A 19,028-nucleotide genomic window follows, 5' to 3' on the forward strand; every position below is an offset into this window, starting at 1 on the left:
TTAGAGCGGATGGAGCAATGCCCTGGAGGATTCTAGTAGATCAGGATGACGATCAGAGCCGCTGTCAACAGCCCCAGGCTTCTGAACATTTTCTCGTACTTCGCCTGGTCCTCTCTAGCGGCCGATTCTTCAGCTTCCAGTTGGCGGACCGCAGTTTCGATATGCTTCAGCTGATCTCTCCGATCGCTTGTCCCGAGCGAAAAAGCTAGTTGGTACAGCACATCCCGCTCAGCAGGTTTCATCGCTGTATGTCCCCATTCCTCATGGATGGCTTTGTGCAGACTTTCCTGCGCGGTCATCCCTGCCTGTCCATCCATCCCTTCAGCCGCTTTCATCAGAATCGAACGAATGGGAGCATGATTCTGCTTGCCGATCCGCCTAAGCGCCTCTGGTAAAGGGGTGAATCCATAGGTGATCTCCGTCTCGAGCCTTTTTAGAGCCTGGATTAGCCGTCGAATTTGGTCTGGACGATTGGCAAATTGCCTGGCTTTCAGCCATCCCGCCATGGTGCCTGCAGCAATGACAAGCACGGCCCCAAGCATTTTAATCATGATGGTCACTACCTCTCCGGCGTAGTTCCTCTACCTGCATGGATCTCATCTTACTGTCCAGGAGCTTGAATGAGAGACCCTTGTCCGTTCTGGATAGAATTACATACATCTGGAAAAATGGAGGGTTGGCCAGCTTTGCAAAAGCAGGTCGGTGAAGCAGTTCACCTGCATCGGTTCCATGCGCGGTGGCGATGACTCTTACCCCTGCATGAAGGGCTTCGGCCAGTGCTTCCCCATCTTCCTCGCGGCCTACTTCATCCACGATGATCACTTCAGGTGACATGGACCTGATCATCATCATGATCCCCTCTGCTTTGGGACAGGCATCCATAATGTCGGTACGAGGCCCTACATCAAAGCTGGGTACTCCTCGCTGGCTTCCTGCGATCTCTGATCGCTCGTCGATAATCCCTACTTTCATCCCTGGCCATTTGGCTTCGGGATGTCCCCAGCTTCCCTTACTGATCTGTCTGGCCAAATCGCGAAGCAAGGTTGTCTTACCATGTTGGGGAGGTGACAGGATTAATGTATGCTTCACACTACGGTGGCTGAAATCCAGCAGCCGTGGCAGTACAGCGTCTGCGATTCCCTTTACTTCTCGGGCGATTCGCATATTGAACCCGCTGATGTCGCGAATATGCTCAACTTTCCCTCCACTCAGAACCGTTCTGCCTGCTAGCCCAATCCTGTGCCCGCCCGGGATCGTGATGAACCCCCTTCGGAGCTCTTCCTCCATCGTATACAGAGAGTGATTCGTAATCTGATCAAGCAATCGATGGGTATCTTCTCGCCCCGGCTTAAAGGCCTTTTCCGGATCTCGGCTCAGGTCTCCCTCCACGGTCACGAAATAATGCCGCCCACCTGCGTTTACTTCAAGCGCTCGGCCCTCTCTGATCCGAATTTCTTCCAGTTGATACAGAAGGTCAGAAGGGAGCCTGCGAAGCATGCCTGAGATGTGTTCCGGTAATACAGATAACCAAGTTGGGTTCATGCCTACCCCCATACGTTCAATGATTCAGAACTTTTAGTAACTTTACTTAAGACAAGTGTATGCCTGTACTTTTCCAGGTATGCCGGGAAATCTATCATTTTTTCAAAATACCAATTAAGAGACAAACTACTCCGCAGGCCACCCAGCCGATTTTCCCCCAGGAAAGCTTGTCAGCCATACCCATCAGTCCAAGTGAAGTGGTCACGATAAGTACCGTCGGCCCTACAAAAGCCAAGGCCGTGTTCACCGCGAGCGCTTTGTCGATACGCCCTAATTTAATCATCAGAATAGCTGCGATAATCTCCAGAGTTCCAGAAATGATCCGCAGTGTCGCCATACTGGCTACGAATTTATCAAGCATAGTTCCCTCCTTGCTCTTGTCCTCTATCTATCTTTATGCGCTTCATTGTTTTTTTAGAAAAAAAAAGAAGATTCACTGTTGGACAGTGAATCTTCTTGGAGGTAACTATACTGAAATGGATATTAAATTTATATCTTTAATAAGCAAGTGATTATCTGCGATCTTTCGGTCCACCGACAAATACCTGCTCTTCGGTATCCAGCTGGTAAGCGGTATGAAGCGCCTTAATAACCTCTCCTAGCTTATCTCCATCAATAACACAGGAGACTTTGATCTCGGATGTGCTTACCATCTTGATGTTAACTCCTTCTTTGGAGATGACATCGAACATCTGAGCCGCTACACCTGGATGACTAACCATACCAGCGCCGACGATTGAAATCTTCACCAGGTTATCTTCAGAGTTCACTTCGCTGAAAGGAAGATCACTGCGCAGGCCTTCAATTACGTTCAGCGCCTTTTCCCGGTCTGAAAGGGCCACCGTAAATGAGAAATCGGCTTTGCCGTCCAGCACACCGCTCTGTACAATAATATCAACGTCAATTTTAGCTTCTGCAAGTGAACCAAATACTTTGGCCAGCACCCCTGGTACGTGAGATACACCTAGAATACTGATACGCGCCACATTTTTATCATAAGCAATGCCACTGACTACAACACCTTGCTCCATGCTGACTTCCTCCTTCACTACTGTGCCTTCATTATGGGTAAAGCTTGAACGTACAACAAGACGAACTTTGTGATGCTTCGCGTACTCTACCGCGCGGGGATGCAGCACGGCTGCTCCCAGATTGGCGAGCTCCAGCATCTCGTCATAAGAAATCTCACTCAGCTTGCGCGCACATTTCACGATCCGCGGATCTGTAGAATAGATTCCATCAACGTCGGTATAGATCTCACATACATCGGCATTGATCGCCGCAGCGAGCGCAACCGCTGTGGTATCCGAACCTCCACGGCCAAACGTCGTAATCTCGCCATCTTCCGTCATTCCCTGGAAGCCGGCTACGACCACGATTGCTCCATCTTCAAGCGATTGCTTCACTTTCTCCGGACGAATGTCCGTAATGCGTGCTTTTCCGAATACCGGTTCAGTCCGGAAGCCCGCCTGCCAACCTGTATAGGAAACAGCCTTTCGTCCAATGGCATGAAGCGCGATGGACAGCATGGCAATCGATATTTGTTCACCATTGGTCATCAGCATATCCATTTCTCTAGCCGGCGGCTCTGCATTCAGTAGCTTGGCCTGGTCAATCAGGTCATCCGTAGTATCTCCCATAGCCGAAACGACGACAACGCACTGATGTCCTTCGTCTTGTTTCTCAGCGATACGCTTTGCTACGCGTTTCATTCGCTCTGTATCGCCTACAGAGCTCCCTCCGAATTTCATTACGTATAAAGCCAAGTTGGTTCACTCCTCATTGATCAAAATACTCCAAGTATGGCGTTTGGCATAATCAATCCATATCCAGTAACGCTTTAAACCAGTATAATACGAAAGTCAGTTAGGAAGTCAATCTTTTTGCGCACCTGCACAAAAATTCCCCCATCCGAAGGATGGAGGAATCATGTCAGCCACATAGAAGACTATGCGCGGGAAATGTATTTACCTTCACGAGTATCGATAAGCAGTACATCGCCTTCGTTAATGAAAAGAGGAACCTGAACACTAAGCCCTGTTTCAACTTTAGCGCTCTTCGTAGCGCCTTGTGCCGTGTTGCCTTTAACGCCTGGCTCTGTTTCAACCACTTTGAGCTCAACGCTTGTCGGCAGGTTAATTCCCAGGATCTCACCCTGGTAGCTCACGATCTTCACGTTCATGTTCTCTTTGAGGAAGTTAAGCTCCCATTCCAGCTGGTCCGCATCCAAAGCGAATTGATCGTAAGTCTCGTTATCCATAAATGTATGCTCTTGACCGCTTGCATACAGATACTGAACTTCACGGTTCTCGATCATAGCTCGTCCAATCGTCTCACCAGCACGGAAAGTCTTCTCAACGGTGTTCCCGTTACGAAGGTTCTTCAGCTTGGAGCGTACGAACGCTGCACCTTTACCCGGCTTAACGTGTTGGAACTCCAATACGGTAAAGATATCGCCATCTACTTCTACAGTAAGGCCTGTTTTAAAATCGTTGACTGAAATCACAGAAAATCCTCCTCAAGTTATACAAGTACTCCAATAATTATGCTTGATGCCATTCTAAATAACAATAAAGTCTTTCGTCGATTCCGTCAAACGCCGAATTCCGTTCTCCGTAATCACCACATCGTCTTCAATTCTCACGCCGCCGAATCCAGGCAGATAAATCCCCGGTTCAACCGTTACGACCATACCAGGCTGAAGAATCGTATCGCTAAGCTTGGACAGGCGAGGCGACTCATGAACCTCCATACCAAGACCATGACCCGTACTATGTCCAAACTGTTCTCCATACCCATACTTGGTAATGACATCCCGCGCAAGGGCATCAGCAGCTGCTCCCGTCATACCTGGACGCAAATGCTCGAGCGTATGAAGCTGAGCTTCCAGCACAATATCATAGATCTCGCGATGTCTTGCAGTAGGCGTGCCCATCACTACGGTGCGCGTAATATCGGAACAGTACCCGTCAAGCAGTGCGCCGAAATCCATCTTGACGAACTCGTTGTTCCCAATTACACGATCACTTGCTACGCCATGAGGCAGCGCTGACCGCTCTCCCGATGCAATAATAGTGTCAAAAGAAGATGAGGTCGCTCCATTCTTACGCATAAAGAACTCCATTTCGAGAGCCATCTCAAGCTCGGTCACACCTGGCTTAAGAATCTCCAGCATGTAATGGAATGTACGATCCGCCAGATCAGCGGCCTGCTTCATGATCGCAAGCTCTTCTACATCCTTGTAGACCCTTAATAATTCAACGATACCTGTTACTGGCACAAGCTGAACGGGAGCTAATTCCTGCTCGTATTTGCGATAAGCAGAATACACCACATCGTCCTGCTCAAAGCCCACCTCGCTAATTCGTTCAGCCGCAAGGAGTTCTTTAAGGGTCTCGGGTACAGATACTCCGTGCTCAACTACCTCAAAGCCCGCAGCCTGCTGTGGAGCTTGAGTCATATAACGAAAGTCTGTAATCAGGTATGCCTTCTGATGTGTGATCAGCACATATCCTGAGGAACCCGTAAAGCCAGACAAATAACGGCGGTTAACGGCACTGGTTATAAATACCGCCTCCAAATTTCTCTGACGCAGCGATTCCCTGAGTTTCATTACCCGTTTGTTAGCCATATTATTTGTCTCCTTAATTCCTGCCCTCAAGGTATCGATACATGGCAGTTAGTCCCAAATAGTAGCTTGCATCGCCAAAACCGGCGATCTGTCCAACGGCTACTGGGGCAACTACAGATTTGTGTCTAAACTCCTCACGAGCATGGATGTTCGACATATGTACTTCTACCACCGGAATTTTCACTGTAGTTAAGGCATCCCGAATCGCATAGCTATAATGGGTCAGTGCACCCGGGTTGATTACAATCCCGTCCACCTCGCCCATTGCCGCCTGAATGCGGTCAATAATATGCCCTTCGTGATTAGATTGGAAGAACGAAATTTGAATACCCATATCCTCAGCCTGCTTCCTTAAATTCTCCTCAATGGAAGCCAAGCTTAAGGAGCCGTATATTCCAGGTTCACGAACCCCGAGCAAATTCAAATTCGGGCCGTTAATAACCAGAATGCGGATCATCGTCCCCCACCCTCTCCTCGTAAAATAACCAAAGCTTATTTTACCATAGGATGGTTATTCTTGAGAAGCACTTTTGAGCTGTCTCATCAGCTTCTTAGGCTCCCTGTCCCGTTCATCCGTGTACTCAAATGCAGCTGTATATCCGATAAATAACCCCCATAGAAGGAACAGGCAGAACTCGCTGATATGGGTTGTGAAATGAAGTTGTCTGAAGGGCTTTACCATATGCAGCATGGGTCCGACAGCAAAGTAAATCACAGCCCACCAAATCACTCCATAGATCATCCCAAGCCAGGGCCCCCGTACCTTTCTTAAGATAAAGGTATACAGGAAAGCCGCAATGATGGAGAAAAATATAAAGAACAACCAACCCACATAATATCCGGGTTGTGTCTTAAGGAATGAAGTCTTGAAGAAAGGCTCCGCAAGGAAACCAGGAATAATCGAGGTGAATCTGAAAAAATAGAATACCCCATGAACGCCTCCCCATATTAATCCTGCAAAAAAACCAAGCTCTAGAGCAAACCGCCAAGGATTTGTAGGATTACCAGTATTCTCACTTCTTCTTTGCTGCTGCGCCATACCTGCGTCATTCCTTCCTGTAATATGCCTGATATTCGCTTTCATTCCATGTAGTATGCGCAATTAGACAAAGGCTAATCAGTTCGAATAACTAGAATTTAGTTCTGAAGTTAGATACAATAGACTTAACAATGACATACAGATTTGTGACCTTTGGACAAATCTAATACTAAGCTTAGGAAGGTGAATTTGTTGCCTGAACAATCAAGTCCGGCCATCTATGGCGGCCAAGCCGTTATCGAGGGCGTTATGTTCGGTGGTAAGCACGTGAATGTCACAGCTGTCCGCCGGAAGAATCAAGAGATCACTTTCCTCGAAGTCCCCAAGAGAGACAAGAAATGGGTAACTCAGCTTCGTAAAGTTCCACTTTTACGAGGCATTGTGAGTATTGTTGATGCCAGTGCCAAAGGATCGAAGCATCTGAATTATTCCGCTGAGGCTTTGGCTGATGATGAGCTAAGTCCGGAGGAACGAGCCCAGCAGAAGGCGAAGCAGGAATCCGGCTTCTCACTAACCATGATCCTTGGCGTTGCGATTATGGGTATCATTTCTTTTGTATTCGGTAAAGTTGTGCTTACTGTGGTGCCGGCAGTTATCGAGCAGTTCCTGTTCCAGCATGTTTTCAGCAGTACGTTTGTACATTCGCTGCTCGAAGGCGTAATCAAGATTGTTTTTCTACTCGCTTATTTATGGGGAATTTCCTTAACGCCAATGATTAAGCGGTTGTTCCAATATCATGGCGCCGAGCATAAAGTAATCAGTGCTTATGAGGCCGGTGAAGAACTGACGGTCAAGAATGTACAGAAATACAGCAGACTCCATTACCGCTGTGGTAGCAGCTTCATGGTGCTGACTGTAATCGTAGGTGTTGTCATTTATTCTTTCTTTCATTGGGATAACTTATGGGAACGTGTATATATTCGCCTGCTGCTGCTTCCTCTTGTCATTGGAGTATCATTCGAACTGCTGCGTATTACGAATTCCATGCGCGACATTCCTGTACTCCGCTATCTTGGCTATCCTGGACTGTGGCTGCAGCTGCTCACTACCAAAGAACCTAATGATGATCAGGTTGAAGTATCTATCGCCTCCTTTAACCGGATGCGCGAGCTTGATGCTGAACTGGAACGGAATGCTTCGGCTGAGCTTTCAACGCTCGGTACCCATCTGGACCCCGTGAAAGGATGATTAATCGATGAGAAAACAGGCTGTCATATTTTGGGTCCTTATCGGACTTGCAGCAATCGGAATTGCCAACAGCATGCTTACTGGCGGAATTCTGAATTGGCTGATCCCCGTCGTTCTGGTTGCCGCCGTGTTTCTTCTCTATAAATTCCCGCCGGCCAAGTACCGTTCGAAGTCACCGAAAGTGAAGCCATCAGCCAAAACTATGGCAAAAATAGCAAAAACGACGCCCCAGCGCCGTTCTGATGCCGCTCCCAAACGCAAGCATTATCCTTTTCAAGTTATCGAAGGTAATAAAGGCAAAAATGAGGATGGGCAGCAGCCTAAATATCACTAACAATCAATTAAGTTGAACATAAACTCTTAGATTAGAAAGCCTGCTGAAAATACTTGATGAATTCCTCTTCGTAATACTGGGTACTCCAGTCACCGAAGAACTTGCTTCCCGCCCGGAAGCCGGATTCATGAAGCAGCAGGCTTTCTTCATGTGTAATATGAAACTGGGTTACCCCTATGCCAAGAATAGGTACCTTGACCGTCCGATACCGATTCTCCTGTTCAATATACCGCTCATCATGAGCCGACAACATGGTATCGAATAACGCCTGAAGCATGCTGAAAGGCCCTCCGATCCGGTGCGGCTGGTTCGAGTTCTTCCCTACCATTTGAAAGCCTACCGTTGGAATAATTTCTCCATCCGCCTTAACCCCATCCTGATCGAACAGCCAAAGCGGCAGATTGCTGAGGAGACCCCCATCCACGATATGAATGAATTGATCCTTAAACGCCTTTCCCCGGGACAGCTTGGGCGGCAGCCGAAGCAGAACAGGATCGAAGAAATAGGGAATACTGCAGCTCATTCTTACGGCATGGGCGACGTCAAATTGGTTCGCGTCGATCCCCAGCTTTTGCAAATCATCAGGAAGAATCAGAATTTTACCGCTTGTGATATCGGAGGCTATGATCGTCAGCTTGCCTTTCTCCAGATCTTTAAATGTTCTGACCTTCTTGACGAGAAGCGCCTTTCTGAGCCAGTCCTCCAGAGCTTCTCCCGCATACAACCCTTTCTTCAACATAATGCGCGCTGCCGGACCGATAAGCGGAGTATTGAATATGGCTGATCTCTTTAGGAACTTGGCAAAGTTCGTCGCAAGAATAAGCTCCCTCATCTCTTCCGCATTGTAACCGGCTGCCATTAGTGCCGCAACAATAGACCCGGAAGAGGTTCCAGCCAATCTTACAAATTTGAAATCGTGCATTTCAGCCGCACGTACCGCGCCTACCAGAGAAATGCCTCTGACCCCTCCGCCTTGGAATACACCATTTATCCGCATACAGCCAAACAGCCCCCATCCTGCACAAGAGTGGCCACACCCCAAAGTAAAGGGGCGGTCTACTGCTTATGTATGTGGATGGGGGCTGCTTTTATGACATCAGCTCAGATCAATTTCCGTTAATTAGCAAGAAAATAAGATTTCAATAATGGCAGCAAGCCTAGCGGATTCTTGATCAAATCTTTGGCACTATAAAAGATACTTCCCTGTACTTCACTCGACTGCTTGTTGTAATTCAGTTGGTTAATGATCTCCTGGGCAGTCTGCCAGCCTACTTCTGGACTTCCGAGCTTATATGGAGCATGGCCAATATACAATTTGACGCCTGTTCCACGAACCTCCTGAGACCACCAATCCACCAATTTGTCATAACGGGCATTTGTGAACGACATACTCCAATAGATTTGGGGAGCCACATAATCGATACACCCATTCTGAATCCAGGTCCGAACATCGGCATACATGCTGTCATAAGCGGTTATTCCCGCCTTGGTATCTGAGCCTGTGATGTCAGTTGCCTTGTTACGCCACACGCCAAACGGGCTTATTCCAAAGCTCACGCCCGGTTTGACTCTATGGATGCTCTGGCCCAGATCTCTTACAAAGGTATTGATATTGCTGCGCCGCCAATCCCCTTTATTCTTGATCTGATCCGGATTATAAGTTACATAGGTACTATCATCATTGAATTTGTCGCTGATACTTTCTCCTGATGGATAGAAGTAGTCATCCATATGAACGCCGTCAACATTATAATTCTGTACAACTTCCATTACGGAATCGATAATCTGCTGGCGGGCTTCCGGAATACCGGGATTAATATACAGCTTCCCGCCCTGCTTCACAATCCAGTCTGGATGCTGCACCGCCGTGCTGCCGGCAGGCAGCTTACTGACATCAGTCAGAATGCTGGCCCGGAAAGGGTTAAACCAGGCGTGGAACTGCATCCCCCGCTTGTGCGTCTCTTCTACCAGATAAGCCAATGGATCATAACCAGGGTCCTTGCCTGGAGTCCCGGTTAAATATTGAGACCAAGGCACAAACTTTGAAGGGTAGATCGCATCCGCAGCAGGACGCACCTGTACGAATACAGCGTTGATCCCTGTATCCTGCAGCTTATCTAATAGCGAGCTATACTCAGCTTTCTGCTGATCTACATTGCCGTAAGATTTCGAGCTTGGCCAATCCAGGTTATATACCGTGGAGATCCATGCTCCGCGAACCTGGACCGAGTTACTACTTCCAGGAGTTGTTCCCGGGGTTGTCCCTGGGACAGTCGGAGTGCCTCCTGCGTTCTTGGTAACAAGGACGACCTGCTGCTTCGCCTGATTCCAATTCACCAGCAGACCTAAATGCTCACCAACAAACCGCAGCGGAACCATGGTGCGGCCGCTTACGACCTGCACAGAGGCGTCTAGAGATACCGCTGTGCCGTTCACTTTCGCTGTTTTCCTGCCTGCTTGTAGCACCAAGATTTCCGATCCTTGGGAAATGGTTGCCGTGCTGGTCCCCTTGTCCCAATTGACACTCGCACCAAACCCCTCGCTAATTACCCGAAGAGGGACCATAGTGAAATTGGATTTCAAATATGGGGGCACGTCGCTATGAAGAGGTTGTCCATCCAGCAGCATGGTGATCTGCGTAGCTTTGGCCTGGGCAGACGGAGACAAGGACGACAGACTCAGCACCAACATGAGCAACAGCATCAACAAACTTCGAAACTTCATATACTATTATTCCTCCCAAAATCATAAATTTGCAGGCGAAATAACGCCAATGCAAGAGTAAAGCTTGAGCGATCCCCCCCTGAAAAAGAATAGGCACCTGTCTATAAGGACAGATGCCTCATTCACGAATCGCTAATCACTTCACCATGCAAAGCGTGAAGCTGCTGTATTCTTTGTTTATCTTGACGTAAAAATTCGACTAATGTTTCAATCCGGGTAATAGAATCCCAGCTTAAATGATGTTCAATTCCCTCAACATCTCTGTAAATGTTCTCCTGCTGTACTCCGATCATTTCGAGAAATTCCTCCAGCAGTTCATGCCGGTCGACCAGACGCTTGCCCACTTTCTTGCCTTTGCTTGTAAGGACAAGTCCTCTGTACTTCTCATAGATCAAATAATCGTCCTTATCCAACTTCTGGATCATCTTCGTTACGGATGAAGGGTGAACCTCCAAGCCTTCGGCTATATCCGAGACGCGCGCATATCCTTTCTCGTCAATAAGCTTGTAAATGCGCTCCAAATAATCCTCCATGCTGGGCGTTGGCATGTCATTCCCTCTTTTCTATTTATCAACAATGGCCTGTGTGCCGAGAAACCTGCTCTTGTAATGATACATGTTCCAGAGAGGACTTGGCAAGTCCTGGCGGCGTAGGCATGTGTACTGCACTCATGTACTTATTATTGCCATGATTCTTCAAAGAGCGTTCCACACACAATAGTAAATATCATAACTGGTCTGGAGGTTAATACGATGGCTACCCTAACAACTGCTGAACCCCCTGCAAAGCCCAGAACTCATACCAAACCTTTTGTCCCTGACTTTGTTTATTTTGAACCAGGAGCCCTGGAATATCCCAAAGGCATTCAGATTATGGATTGGGTCAAATCCCAGAATATCCCTTTCAAAATGACGACTTCGCATAACCGCATAACCGGACTGCCCGGAGATACGGAACTGCAGCAGTACAAGAACGCCAAGCGTACCTTGGTTGTAGGCGTGCGCAAGACATTAACATTCGATCAATCCAAGCCGTCCGCTGAATATGCCATCCCGATCTCGACTGGCTGCATGGGCCACTGCCACTACTGCTATCTGCAGACCACCTTGGGGGCTAAGCCATATATCAGGGTCTATGTGAACACCGGGGACATCATATCCGCCGCCAAGAAATACATCGACGAACGCATTCCAGAAATTACACGATTTGAAGCAGCATGCACCTCCGATCCTGTAGGCCTAGAGCATATCACCGGCTCTTTAACGGAACTCATCAACTTCATGGCTGGAGAAGAGTACGGCCGTCTGAGGTTTGTAACGAAGTTTCACCATGTTGATCCACTCCTGGACCTCAAGCATGGCGGTCATACCCGCATAAGGTTCAGTATCAATTCCGATTACGTGATTCGTCAATTCGAGCCAGCCACGTCCAGCTTTGAAGAACGCATCGAAGCGGCAGGCAAAATAGCCAAGGCCGGCTACCCGCTAGGCTTCATCATTGCACCGATCATTTGGTATGACGGATGGGAACAGGGTTACGCCGACCTGCTTCAGCGGCTGGCACAGGCCATGCCGGACGAACCAGTAAAAGATTTGACTTTCGAGATGATCCAGCATCGTTTCACCAAGACGGCAAAAGCTACAATTGAGAAAAGATATCCAAAAACAAAGCTCGAAATGGATATGGAGAAGCGCAAGAAAAAATGGGGCCGCTACGGGCAATATAAATATGTATACCCTGATGAACAGCAAAACGCCCTGCGCGAATTCATCACAGAGCGAATTTTTGAGCATTTTCCTTATGCCAAGATTGATTACTTCACCTAGAATTTCAACCATTCCGGGGTGATGCTCTGCAGCCAAATGGTGATGTAGGTCATCCGGTTGGTGAAGAGCAGAAGCCCCATAAGCACCATCAAGCCGCCACCAATCTTCATCATTAGACTGGAGTACCTTAGTATCCACTTCGTTGAGCCGATGAAGAACGCCAGTACGAAGAAGGGTAATGCAAAACCTATCGAGTATGCTGTAATAAGACCCAGCCATGTGCCGGGAGCGCTTGCTGACAAGGCAATAATTGACATAAGAATCGGCCCAACACATGGGGACCATCCGGCTGAGAAGCCAATACCCAGAATGAAGGACCCTATGTATCCGGCAGGCTTCCATTTGAAATCCAGCTTGCGTTCTTTCATCAAGAATTGCGGCTGGAATAGCCCTAATAAGAATAAACCCATAATAATAATCAAGATAGCAGATAGCTGCCGAATCAAGTCTCTGTATTCATTAAAGATCTGCCCGAACATTCCTGCCCCAAATCCAAGTGTGTAGAATACCGCAGAGAACCCCAAAATAAAAGCGAGCGTATGGGTCATCGTCCTGAACCGGACGTTTGGCCTGTCCTGCTCATTACGCAGGGTCTGCACGGACATCCCGGTGATATAGGATAAATATGAAGGATATAGAGGCAGGCAGCAGGGCGAAATGAATGAGGCTATCCCGGCCGCAAAGGCCACCCAAATATTGAGATCCGTCATCAGTTCCTCCTATCAAGTCCAATTAAGCAGTAAACCCTCTTTTGGCAAGCAGAGTCAGAATTAGCATGGCTATAAGGAGCAGCACGATCGTAGCACCAGGAGCCAAATTCCAGATTCCCGCGACCATTAGCCCAACAACCACAGCAATTTCAGCAATGACGACCGAGAAGATTACCGAACTCTTGAAGCTTCTGGCAATAAACAGGCTGCACGCAGCCGGTATGGTGATCAGTGCTGATACCAGCAAAGCTCCAACAATTTTGATTGCCGTACTGATTACGAGTGCTGTCATCACAGTAATCAGCAGATTAAGCCATTTTACAGGCAGGCCGCTGACCGCAGCTGCATCTTCTTCAAAGGTAAGAAGGAAGAATTCCTTGAAGAACACCGAGATTCCGATCACGACAATGACTGTAACAGCTCCTACTACATACAGATCCGTTGTATCCAGTGTATAAATACTGCCGAATAAATAACTCACAACATCGGTATTATATCCCATTCCCAGGGTGAAGAACAGCGAAGCCAATGCCACCCCGCCAGACATAATGATGGCAATGGACAGCTCCGCATATCCGCGATAGGCCTTACGCAGCTTCTCGATGGCAAATGAAGCCACGATGGCGAAGACAAGTCCAACGGCAATAGGGTACACATTAATGAGAAAACCGAGTGCCACACCCGCAATAGTAACGTGTGCGAGAGTATCTCCAATCATCGACAGACGACGCAGTACGAGGAATATCCCAATAAGCGGCGCCGTAATCCCGATGAGCAGTCCTCCCGCGAGCGCTCTCTGGAAAAAATCTACCGTTAAAATTTCCAATGTTCATATCTCCTTCAAAAGCTAGTTAAGCGAATGCTGCAAATCCGGTATCTCACAGTCCGTATCATGAGAATGTCTAACATGGAACTTGATCCCGCCGCTTCGGTCACGCGGTTCCTTCCCAAGATATCCTTCGATCATCTCGATATCATGGGATACCATCAAGAAGGTCATATGATGATGCGCATGCATATGAAAGATGAGTTCGAAGAAATCAGCTTGGGTCTGTACATCAATCCCTACCGTGGGTTCATCAAGGATCAGGAGATCCGGATGATTAATTAAGGCTCTGGCCAGGAATACACGCTGCTGCTGCCCGCCTGAGAGCTGTCCAATTCTTTTATTCGCAATATCCGTTATTCGCATGACTTCCATGGCATCCGCACATTTCTGATGATCCGCTCGTCCCATTCGGCGGAAGATCTTCCGGTTGCTGTATAAGCCAGAAAGCACAACTTCCCGCACAGTGGCGGGAAACAGCGGATTAAATGCATTTTTCTGTGGAACATACCCAATTCTTTCCCAGTCCTTGAATTTCTGAATGGGTTCGCCAAAGAGCTTAATGCTGCCTTGTGAAGGATTCAGGAGTCCGACAATCATTTTGAGCAGCGTCGTCTTCCCCGTACCGTTAGACCCCAGCACGCCAACAAAGTCCCTTTCCTTGGCCGTAAAGCTTAGGTCTGTAATGACCTTCTGATCCCGGTAAGAGAATGATACCTGGTCAATTTCAATGATATTCTGATGACAATAAGGTGCGGGTGTGCTGCTGTCTGAAGTCATAACCGGCCGCCTTCCGTTTCCGTATAATATCTTTCTTTATTGTAAAGCTAGAATCAAATTTTGCAAATTTTTCTCCATTAAAGTAAAATAATTATCCTTATTCTGTTCTTCCTGCTTGGTGAGCCCTTCAACCGGGTTAAGCACCAAAGTCTGAACTCCTGTCTCCCCTGCCAGGGTGCGAGCCAGCTTATCGGATACGAGTTCTTCAAAGAATATATATTTGATATTGTCCTGTTTCACCACTTTGGACAGTTCAATAATATCCTGAGCCCTAGGTTCAGCATCCGGTGACAGCCCCATAATAGCATGCTGGGTTAATCCATAGTCCCGGCACAGATAGCCAAACGCCTGGTGAGAAACGACAATTTCTTTCTTGTTCGTCTTGGCTAGCACACTTGTAAACTTCGCATCCAGCTTATTCAGCTGTTCCGCAAGCTTATCATAGCGCGATTTATAACCGGCTTTGTGAGCCGGGTCAACCAGCACGTAGCTGTCCTTGATATTCTTCGCAATCTGCATCGCTGATTTGGGACTGACCCAGGTATGGGGATCCATCTCATGTGCTTCCGGTTCATTGGCATTTGAAGCACCTGCACTGTGATCATGACCATCCGCGCCTTCCCCTGCTTCAATCAGTGGGATGCCTTTGCTCACTTCAACGGTCTTAACCTTAGAGTCTTGACTGAGCCCTTTCAGGAAGCTGGGTACCCAGCCTTCCAGCCCTGCTCCATTGTAGAAGAACAGCTGAGCTTTGGAAGCTGTAATAATATCATTGCTTCGCGGAGTCCATTCATGCGGCTCCACCCCAGTAGGCAATAGATTAATCACGTTAGCGTCCTCTCCGCCAATAGCAGAAGCAAATTCATAAATCGGATAAAAGCTTGTAACTACGTTCACTTTACCCTCTACAAGCTGATTCGTTCCCCCACGGCCGCATCCAGCCAAAACAATAATAAATAATAGCCCAATTAAGGCCCGCCCCATATTAAATTTCATTCGGTTCGCCTTCCCTATTCGTAATAATTACTAACTAGATTATAGAGTCACTCTAAAATGAATGTCAACCCCGATTTCCATTGTGCCCAGCTAAATCAAAAAAAGACCTTCTTCAAAATTGAAGAAGGTCCTACTTCCACCAGCTTTTATTTCACAACAGCGCCATTAGGCATGTTATCCGGAACTGTAGCAAGCGTTAGCTGATCACCCTGCGATGCAGCCAATATCATTCCCTGTGACAGCTCACCGCGCAGCTTCACCGGCTTCAGGTTAGTCACCACAATTACCTTACGTCCAACCAAATCCTCAGGTTTATAGAATTTGGCGATACCGGACACGACCTGTCTTTGTTCAAAACCAAGATCAAGCTTAAGTTTAAGCAGCTTGTCGGCCTTGGCAATAGCTTCCGCTGAGATTACCTGACCAACACGAAGCTCTACCTTAGCGAACTCATCAATGCTGATCTCTTCCTTGAGTTCTGGTGCAGGGGCTGCTTCCAGAGCGTCCGCAGCACCACTTGCTGGGGCTTGCGCTTGTTCCGCTGCCGCAAAGGCCGCTGTGCTTCCGGCCATGGCTTGAACGATATAAGCTACTTCCTCCGCACTGTCCAGACGTGGGAAGATCGGTTCTCCTTGACCTAGCTTTGTACCAGCAGGAATTAATCCGTAGGATTTAGCACTATCCCAGGCGGTAAGCTCGCCTTGGGCAATTCCAAGCTGGGCCCAGATCTTCGCAGGTGCCTGGGTCAAGAATGGCTGCAGCAGAATCGAGGCAATGCGCAAAGATTCGACCAGATGCACCATAACCGAAGCCAGCTCGCCGCGCTTCGATTCATCTTTTGCCAAAGTCCATGGCTGAGTCTCATCAATATATTTGTTCGTCCGGCTGACGAACTGACCAATCGCGGTAAGGGCGATGGAGAACTCGAGCTTCTCCATAACTTCTTCTACCTTCTCTACCGCAGCCTTTGCAGCGTCAGTCAATTCCTGATCAAAAGCTGTCACATTCGGAACATAGGCTGGCAGCACGCCATCGAAATATTTGTTCACCATCGCTACAGTACGATTCAGCAGATTACCCAGATCGTTAGCGAGATCTGAGTTGATCCGCTCAACAAAGCTTTCCGGCGTGAACTGACCGTCTGAACCGAAAGGCACCTCACGTAGCAGGTAATATCTCGTTGCGTCTAGACCATAGCGGTCAATCAGAGTATTGGGGTCTACTACGTTCCCCTTCGACTTGGACATCTTGCCATCTTTCATCAGCAGCCATCCGTGACCGAACACTTTCTTTGGCAGTGGAATATCGAGAGCCATAAGCATAATTGGCCAGTAGATGGAATGGAACCGGACAATCTCTTTGCCTACCAGATGCACATCTGCGGGCCAGTAGCGATTATAGAGTTCGGGATTGTCGGTGCCGTAGCCCAGAGCAGTAATATAGTTAGAAAGCGCATCGATCCACACGTAGACGACGTGCTTGGGATCACCCTTGACTTTAACTCCCCATTCAAAGGTTGTGCGGGATACAGCCAGGTCCTCAAGACCCGGCTTGATGAAGTTGTTAATCATCTCATTTTTGCGGGACTCCGGCTGAATGAACTCAGGGTTCTCCTCGTAGTATTGAAGCAACCGGTCCGCATAGCTGCTCATTCTGAAGAAGTAACACTCTTCCTTAACCAGCTCTACCGGGTGTCCGCTATCCGGGCTTTTGGCGCCTTGAATGTTCCCTTTCTCATCACGAACCACATCGACCAGCTGGGTTTCGGTGTAGTATGTCTCATCCGGAATACTGTACCAGCCTTCGTACTCTCCTTTGTAGATATCCCCCTTCTGAAGCAGGCGGTCAAAAATATCCTGAACGATCTGCTTATGCTTCTCGTCTGTAGTACGAATGAAATCATCGTTGGAGATATCGAGCTTCTTCCACAGCTCCTTAATTCCTGCAACAATCCCATCAACAAATTGCTGGGGAGTCATCCCTTTCTCTTGTGCTTTCTGTTCGATCTTCTGACCGTGCTCATCCGTACCTGTAAGGAAGCGCACATCATATCCACGCAGCCGCTTATAACGGGACATAGCATCCCCAGCCACCGTAGTGTAGGCATGGCCAATATGCAGCTTGTCGCTTGGATAATAGATCGGGGTAGTCAGGTAAAAAGTTTTCTTGTCAGACATCAGTGAACCTCCTCCTGGAATTTAAAAAATCTTAGCCAAAAAAAAACAAAAAACTCCCGTCCCCTAATGGGACGAGAGAGATCTCACGTGTTACCACCCAATTTCCCCGGATCAAACCTTACCCCCGGGCTCATTAACCGTCTATATAGACGCTCCGTTAACGCTGGATCAGCGCTTCTCCCTCACTGCAGGCAACCCGCTAGCTCGAAAAAAGTTCCTCCCGGACCATCTTCCAAAGTCCCTCCAGACCGGTTCCCAGCTTCATCCGGCTCTCTGTACTGGCTGGCTGCTTCGTACTTATCCATTCTCAGGAAATTGATATATTAAAAATATATGAAATGTAGTAAGTGATGTCAAGTCAGGTCTTACCCTGGATGAGTATCTTCGTAGCGAGGAGGAACGGGGTCAAGTCCCCCGGGATGAAACGGATGGCATTTGGCAATCCGCCTTGCGGCAAGCCAAGAACCTTTCAAGGCACCGTGAACCTCTATCGCTTCAAGCGCATAAGCCGAACAGCTAGGATAGAAGCGGCAGGTCGGCGGCTTAAGCGGGGAAATAAACTTCCGGTAGACATGGATCGGTCCCTGAACAACTTTACGCATGATGGCCATTCAGATTATCCGTGCTGCTGGGCATCAGTAGATTCCTGCTTGGATGCCTGGCAGTCTTTACAATAACCGAACACTTCAAATTTATGCTTTACGACCTGGAATTGTTCCGGTGTATCTGCGAGAGACATCGGACAGAAATGGATTGGATAGGTCTTCTCACACTGCAGGCATATCATATGATGATGGTGCTGAGCCTCACTGCAGCCACCCCTAAATTTAAGCCCGTCTTCAAAGACGATTTGTTCGATCACGCCTAACTCTTCCATAACACGCAAATTGCGGTATACCGTGTCAAAACTTAGCCCGCTGTATTTCTTGCACATATAGTCATAGACATCCTTGGGTGTCAGATATCCTTCAGTTTCGGCAAATAACTTGGCCAGAGTCTTCCTCTGATCCGTGATCCGAAGCCCTTGGCTCGACATAACTCCAATAATCTGGTCTGTCGACAGCATACATTCTCCTCCTGCCCTGACAAATCTGTCTACCTCTCATAATGCCGCAAAAAGATACTTGAGTCAATCTGGACCCACTTGCATGCGAAAAGCCCTTTCTTCAACATTAATAGCTGAAGTCAGAGCTTAGGAATGAACTGACGAATATGAAATTGAAAATGAAATTAATATACCATCTCAATAATTATC

General features: G+C 47.9%; 21 protein-coding genes and 1 other annotated feature. Of the genes, 3 read left to right on the forward strand and 18 right to left on the reverse strand.

Annotated elements, in window-relative coordinates; translation table 11 throughout:
- Positions 1–32: 32 nt before the first annotated feature.
- From spoIIIAB to EJP77_RS04135, 8 genes are all read right to left on the reverse strand, one after another.
- Positions 33–551 carry a stage III sporulation protein SpoIIIAB gene (gene spoIIIAB / locus EJP77_RS04100; protein WP_127197874.1) on the reverse strand — a complete coding sequence of 173 codons (519 nt, stop codon included), beginning with the start codon at positions 549–551 and terminating at the stop codon, positions 33–35.
- Positions 544–1,542, reverse strand: coding sequence for a stage III sporulation protein AA (spoIIIAA, locus tag EJP77_RS04105; RefSeq protein ID WP_127197875.1), 999 nt, complete (start codon positions 1,540–1,542; stop codon positions 544–546). Before spoIIIAA ends, spoIIIAB begins: the two co-directional genes overlap by 8 nt.
- Before the next feature lie 94 nt (positions 1,543–1,636).
- A complete protein-coding gene (locus EJP77_RS04110; protein ID WP_127197876.1) occupies positions 1,637–1,903 on the reverse strand; it encodes a YqhV family protein in 267 nt (88 codons plus the stop codon).
- 151 nt (positions 1,904–2,054) lie between these two features.
- Entirely contained in the window at positions 2,055–3,308 is a 1,254-nt protein-coding gene (locus EJP77_RS04115; RefSeq protein WP_127197877.1) for an aspartate kinase, read from the reverse strand.
- Between the two features lie 182 nt (positions 3,309–3,490).
- Positions 3,491–4,048 (reverse strand): elongation factor P, encoded by a 558-nt coding sequence (gene efp / locus EJP77_RS04120; protein WP_127197878.1) that lies wholly within the window; start codon positions 4,046–4,048, stop codon positions 3,491–3,493.
- A 54-nt stretch (positions 4,049–4,102) separates the two neighbouring features.
- Positions 4,103–5,173 carry a M24 family metallopeptidase gene (locus EJP77_RS04125; RefSeq protein WP_127197879.1) on the reverse strand — a complete coding sequence of 357 codons (1,071 nt, stop codon included), beginning with the start codon at positions 5,171–5,173 and terminating at the stop codon, positions 4,103–4,105.
- Between the two features lie 13 nt (positions 5,174–5,186).
- Complete coding sequence (gene aroQ, locus EJP77_RS04130; protein WP_127197880.1) at positions 5,187–5,630, reverse strand: type II 3-dehydroquinate dehydratase; 444 nt, start codon at positions 5,628–5,630, stop codon at positions 5,187–5,189.
- Between the two features lie 54 nt (positions 5,631–5,684).
- A complete protein-coding gene (locus EJP77_RS04135) occupies positions 5,685–6,212 on the reverse strand; it encodes a YqhR family membrane protein (protein ID WP_127197881.1) in 528 nt (175 codons plus the stop codon).
- A gap of 192 nt (positions 6,213–6,404) precedes the next feature.
- Here EJP77_RS04135 and EJP77_RS04140 point away from each other — a divergent pair, with 192 nt between their 5' ends.
- Together EJP77_RS04140 and EJP77_RS04145 are read left to right on the forward strand one after the other, a co-directional pair.
- Positions 6,405–7,400 carry a DUF1385 domain-containing protein gene (locus EJP77_RS04140; RefSeq protein WP_127197882.1) on the forward strand — a complete coding sequence of 332 codons (996 nt, stop codon included), beginning with the start codon at positions 6,405–6,407 and terminating at the stop codon, positions 7,398–7,400.
- Between the two features lie 7 nt (positions 7,401–7,407).
- Positions 7,408–7,734: a hypothetical protein gene (locus EJP77_RS04145; RefSeq protein ID WP_127197883.1), complete on the forward strand. Its 327-nt coding sequence runs from the start codon at positions 7,408–7,410 to the stop codon at positions 7,732–7,734.
- A gap of 31 nt (positions 7,735–7,765) precedes the next feature.
- Here EJP77_RS04145 and EJP77_RS04150 read toward each other — a convergent pair whose 3' ends face one another.
- From EJP77_RS04150 to mntR, 3 genes are all read right to left on the reverse strand, one after another.
- Positions 7,766–8,731 carry a patatin-like phospholipase family protein gene (locus tag EJP77_RS04150; protein ID WP_127197884.1) on the reverse strand — a complete coding sequence of 322 codons (966 nt, stop codon included), beginning with the start codon at positions 8,729–8,731 and terminating at the stop codon, positions 7,766–7,768.
- A gap of 119 nt (positions 8,732–8,850) precedes the next feature.
- A complete protein-coding gene (locus EJP77_RS04155) occupies positions 8,851–10,458 on the reverse strand; it encodes a family 10 glycosylhydrolase (protein ID WP_127197885.1) in 1,608 nt (535 codons plus the stop codon).
- Between the two features lie 122 nt (positions 10,459–10,580).
- Entirely contained in the window at positions 10,581–11,006 is a 426-nt protein-coding gene (gene mntR / locus EJP77_RS04160) for a transcriptional regulator MntR (protein WP_127197886.1), read from the reverse strand.
- A gap of 204 nt (positions 11,007–11,210) precedes the next feature.
- On the opposite strand from mntR, the gene splB reads away from it, so the two are divergent.
- Positions 11,211–12,284, forward strand: coding sequence for a spore photoproduct lyase (gene splB / locus EJP77_RS04165; RefSeq protein ID WP_127197887.1), 1,074 nt, complete (start codon positions 11,211–11,213; stop codon positions 12,282–12,284).
- Here splB and EJP77_RS04170 read toward each other — a convergent pair.
- From EJP77_RS04170 to EJP77_RS04200, 7 genes are all read right to left on the reverse strand, one after another.
- Positions 12,281–12,994, reverse strand: a complete 714-nt coding sequence (locus EJP77_RS04170) for a cytochrome c biogenesis CcdA family protein (RefSeq protein ID WP_127197888.1) — start codon at positions 12,992–12,994, stop codon at positions 12,281–12,283. The two genes, splB and EJP77_RS04170, sit on opposite strands and share 4 nt — an antisense overlap.
- Positions 12,995–13,016: 22 nt before the next feature.
- Positions 13,017–13,820, reverse strand: a complete 804-nt coding sequence (locus EJP77_RS04175; protein WP_127197889.1) for a metal ABC transporter permease — start codon at positions 13,818–13,820, stop codon at positions 13,017–13,019.
- 21 nt (positions 13,821–13,841) lie between these two features.
- Positions 13,842–14,600, reverse strand: coding sequence for a metal ABC transporter ATP-binding protein (locus tag EJP77_RS04180; protein ID WP_127197890.1), 759 nt, complete (start codon positions 14,598–14,600; stop codon positions 13,842–13,844).
- A 36-nt stretch (positions 14,601–14,636) separates the two neighbouring features.
- A complete protein-coding gene (locus EJP77_RS04185; RefSeq protein ID WP_127197891.1) occupies positions 14,637–15,596 on the reverse strand; it encodes a metal ABC transporter substrate-binding protein in 960 nt (319 codons plus the stop codon).
- A 146-nt stretch (positions 15,597–15,742) separates the two neighbouring features.
- A complete protein-coding gene (gene metG / locus EJP77_RS04190) occupies positions 15,743–17,773 on the reverse strand; it encodes a methionine--tRNA ligase (protein ID WP_127197892.1) in 2,031 nt (676 codons plus the stop codon).
- Positions 17,774–17,837: 64 nt separating this feature from the next.
- Positions 17,838–18,091 (reverse strand) — a binding site (T-box leader).
- Between the two features lie 47 nt (positions 18,092–18,138).
- Positions 18,139–18,384: a membrane protein insertion efficiency factor YidD gene (yidD, locus tag EJP77_RS04195; RefSeq protein ID WP_127197893.1), complete on the reverse strand. Its 246-nt coding sequence runs from the start codon at positions 18,382–18,384 to the stop codon at positions 18,139–18,141.
- A 5-nt stretch (positions 18,385–18,389) separates the two neighbouring features.
- Positions 18,390–18,839 carry a Fur family transcriptional regulator gene (locus tag EJP77_RS04200; protein ID WP_127197894.1) on the reverse strand — a complete coding sequence of 150 codons (450 nt, stop codon included), beginning with the start codon at positions 18,837–18,839 and terminating at the stop codon, positions 18,390–18,392.
- Between the last annotated feature and the right edge of the window lie 189 nt (positions 18,840–19,028).

This window comes from Paenibacillus zeisoli, from assembly GCF_003994465.1.
In the GTDB taxonomy this organism is placed as follows: domain Bacteria; phylum Bacillota; class Bacilli; order Paenibacillales; family Paenibacillaceae; genus Fontibacillus; species Fontibacillus zeisoli.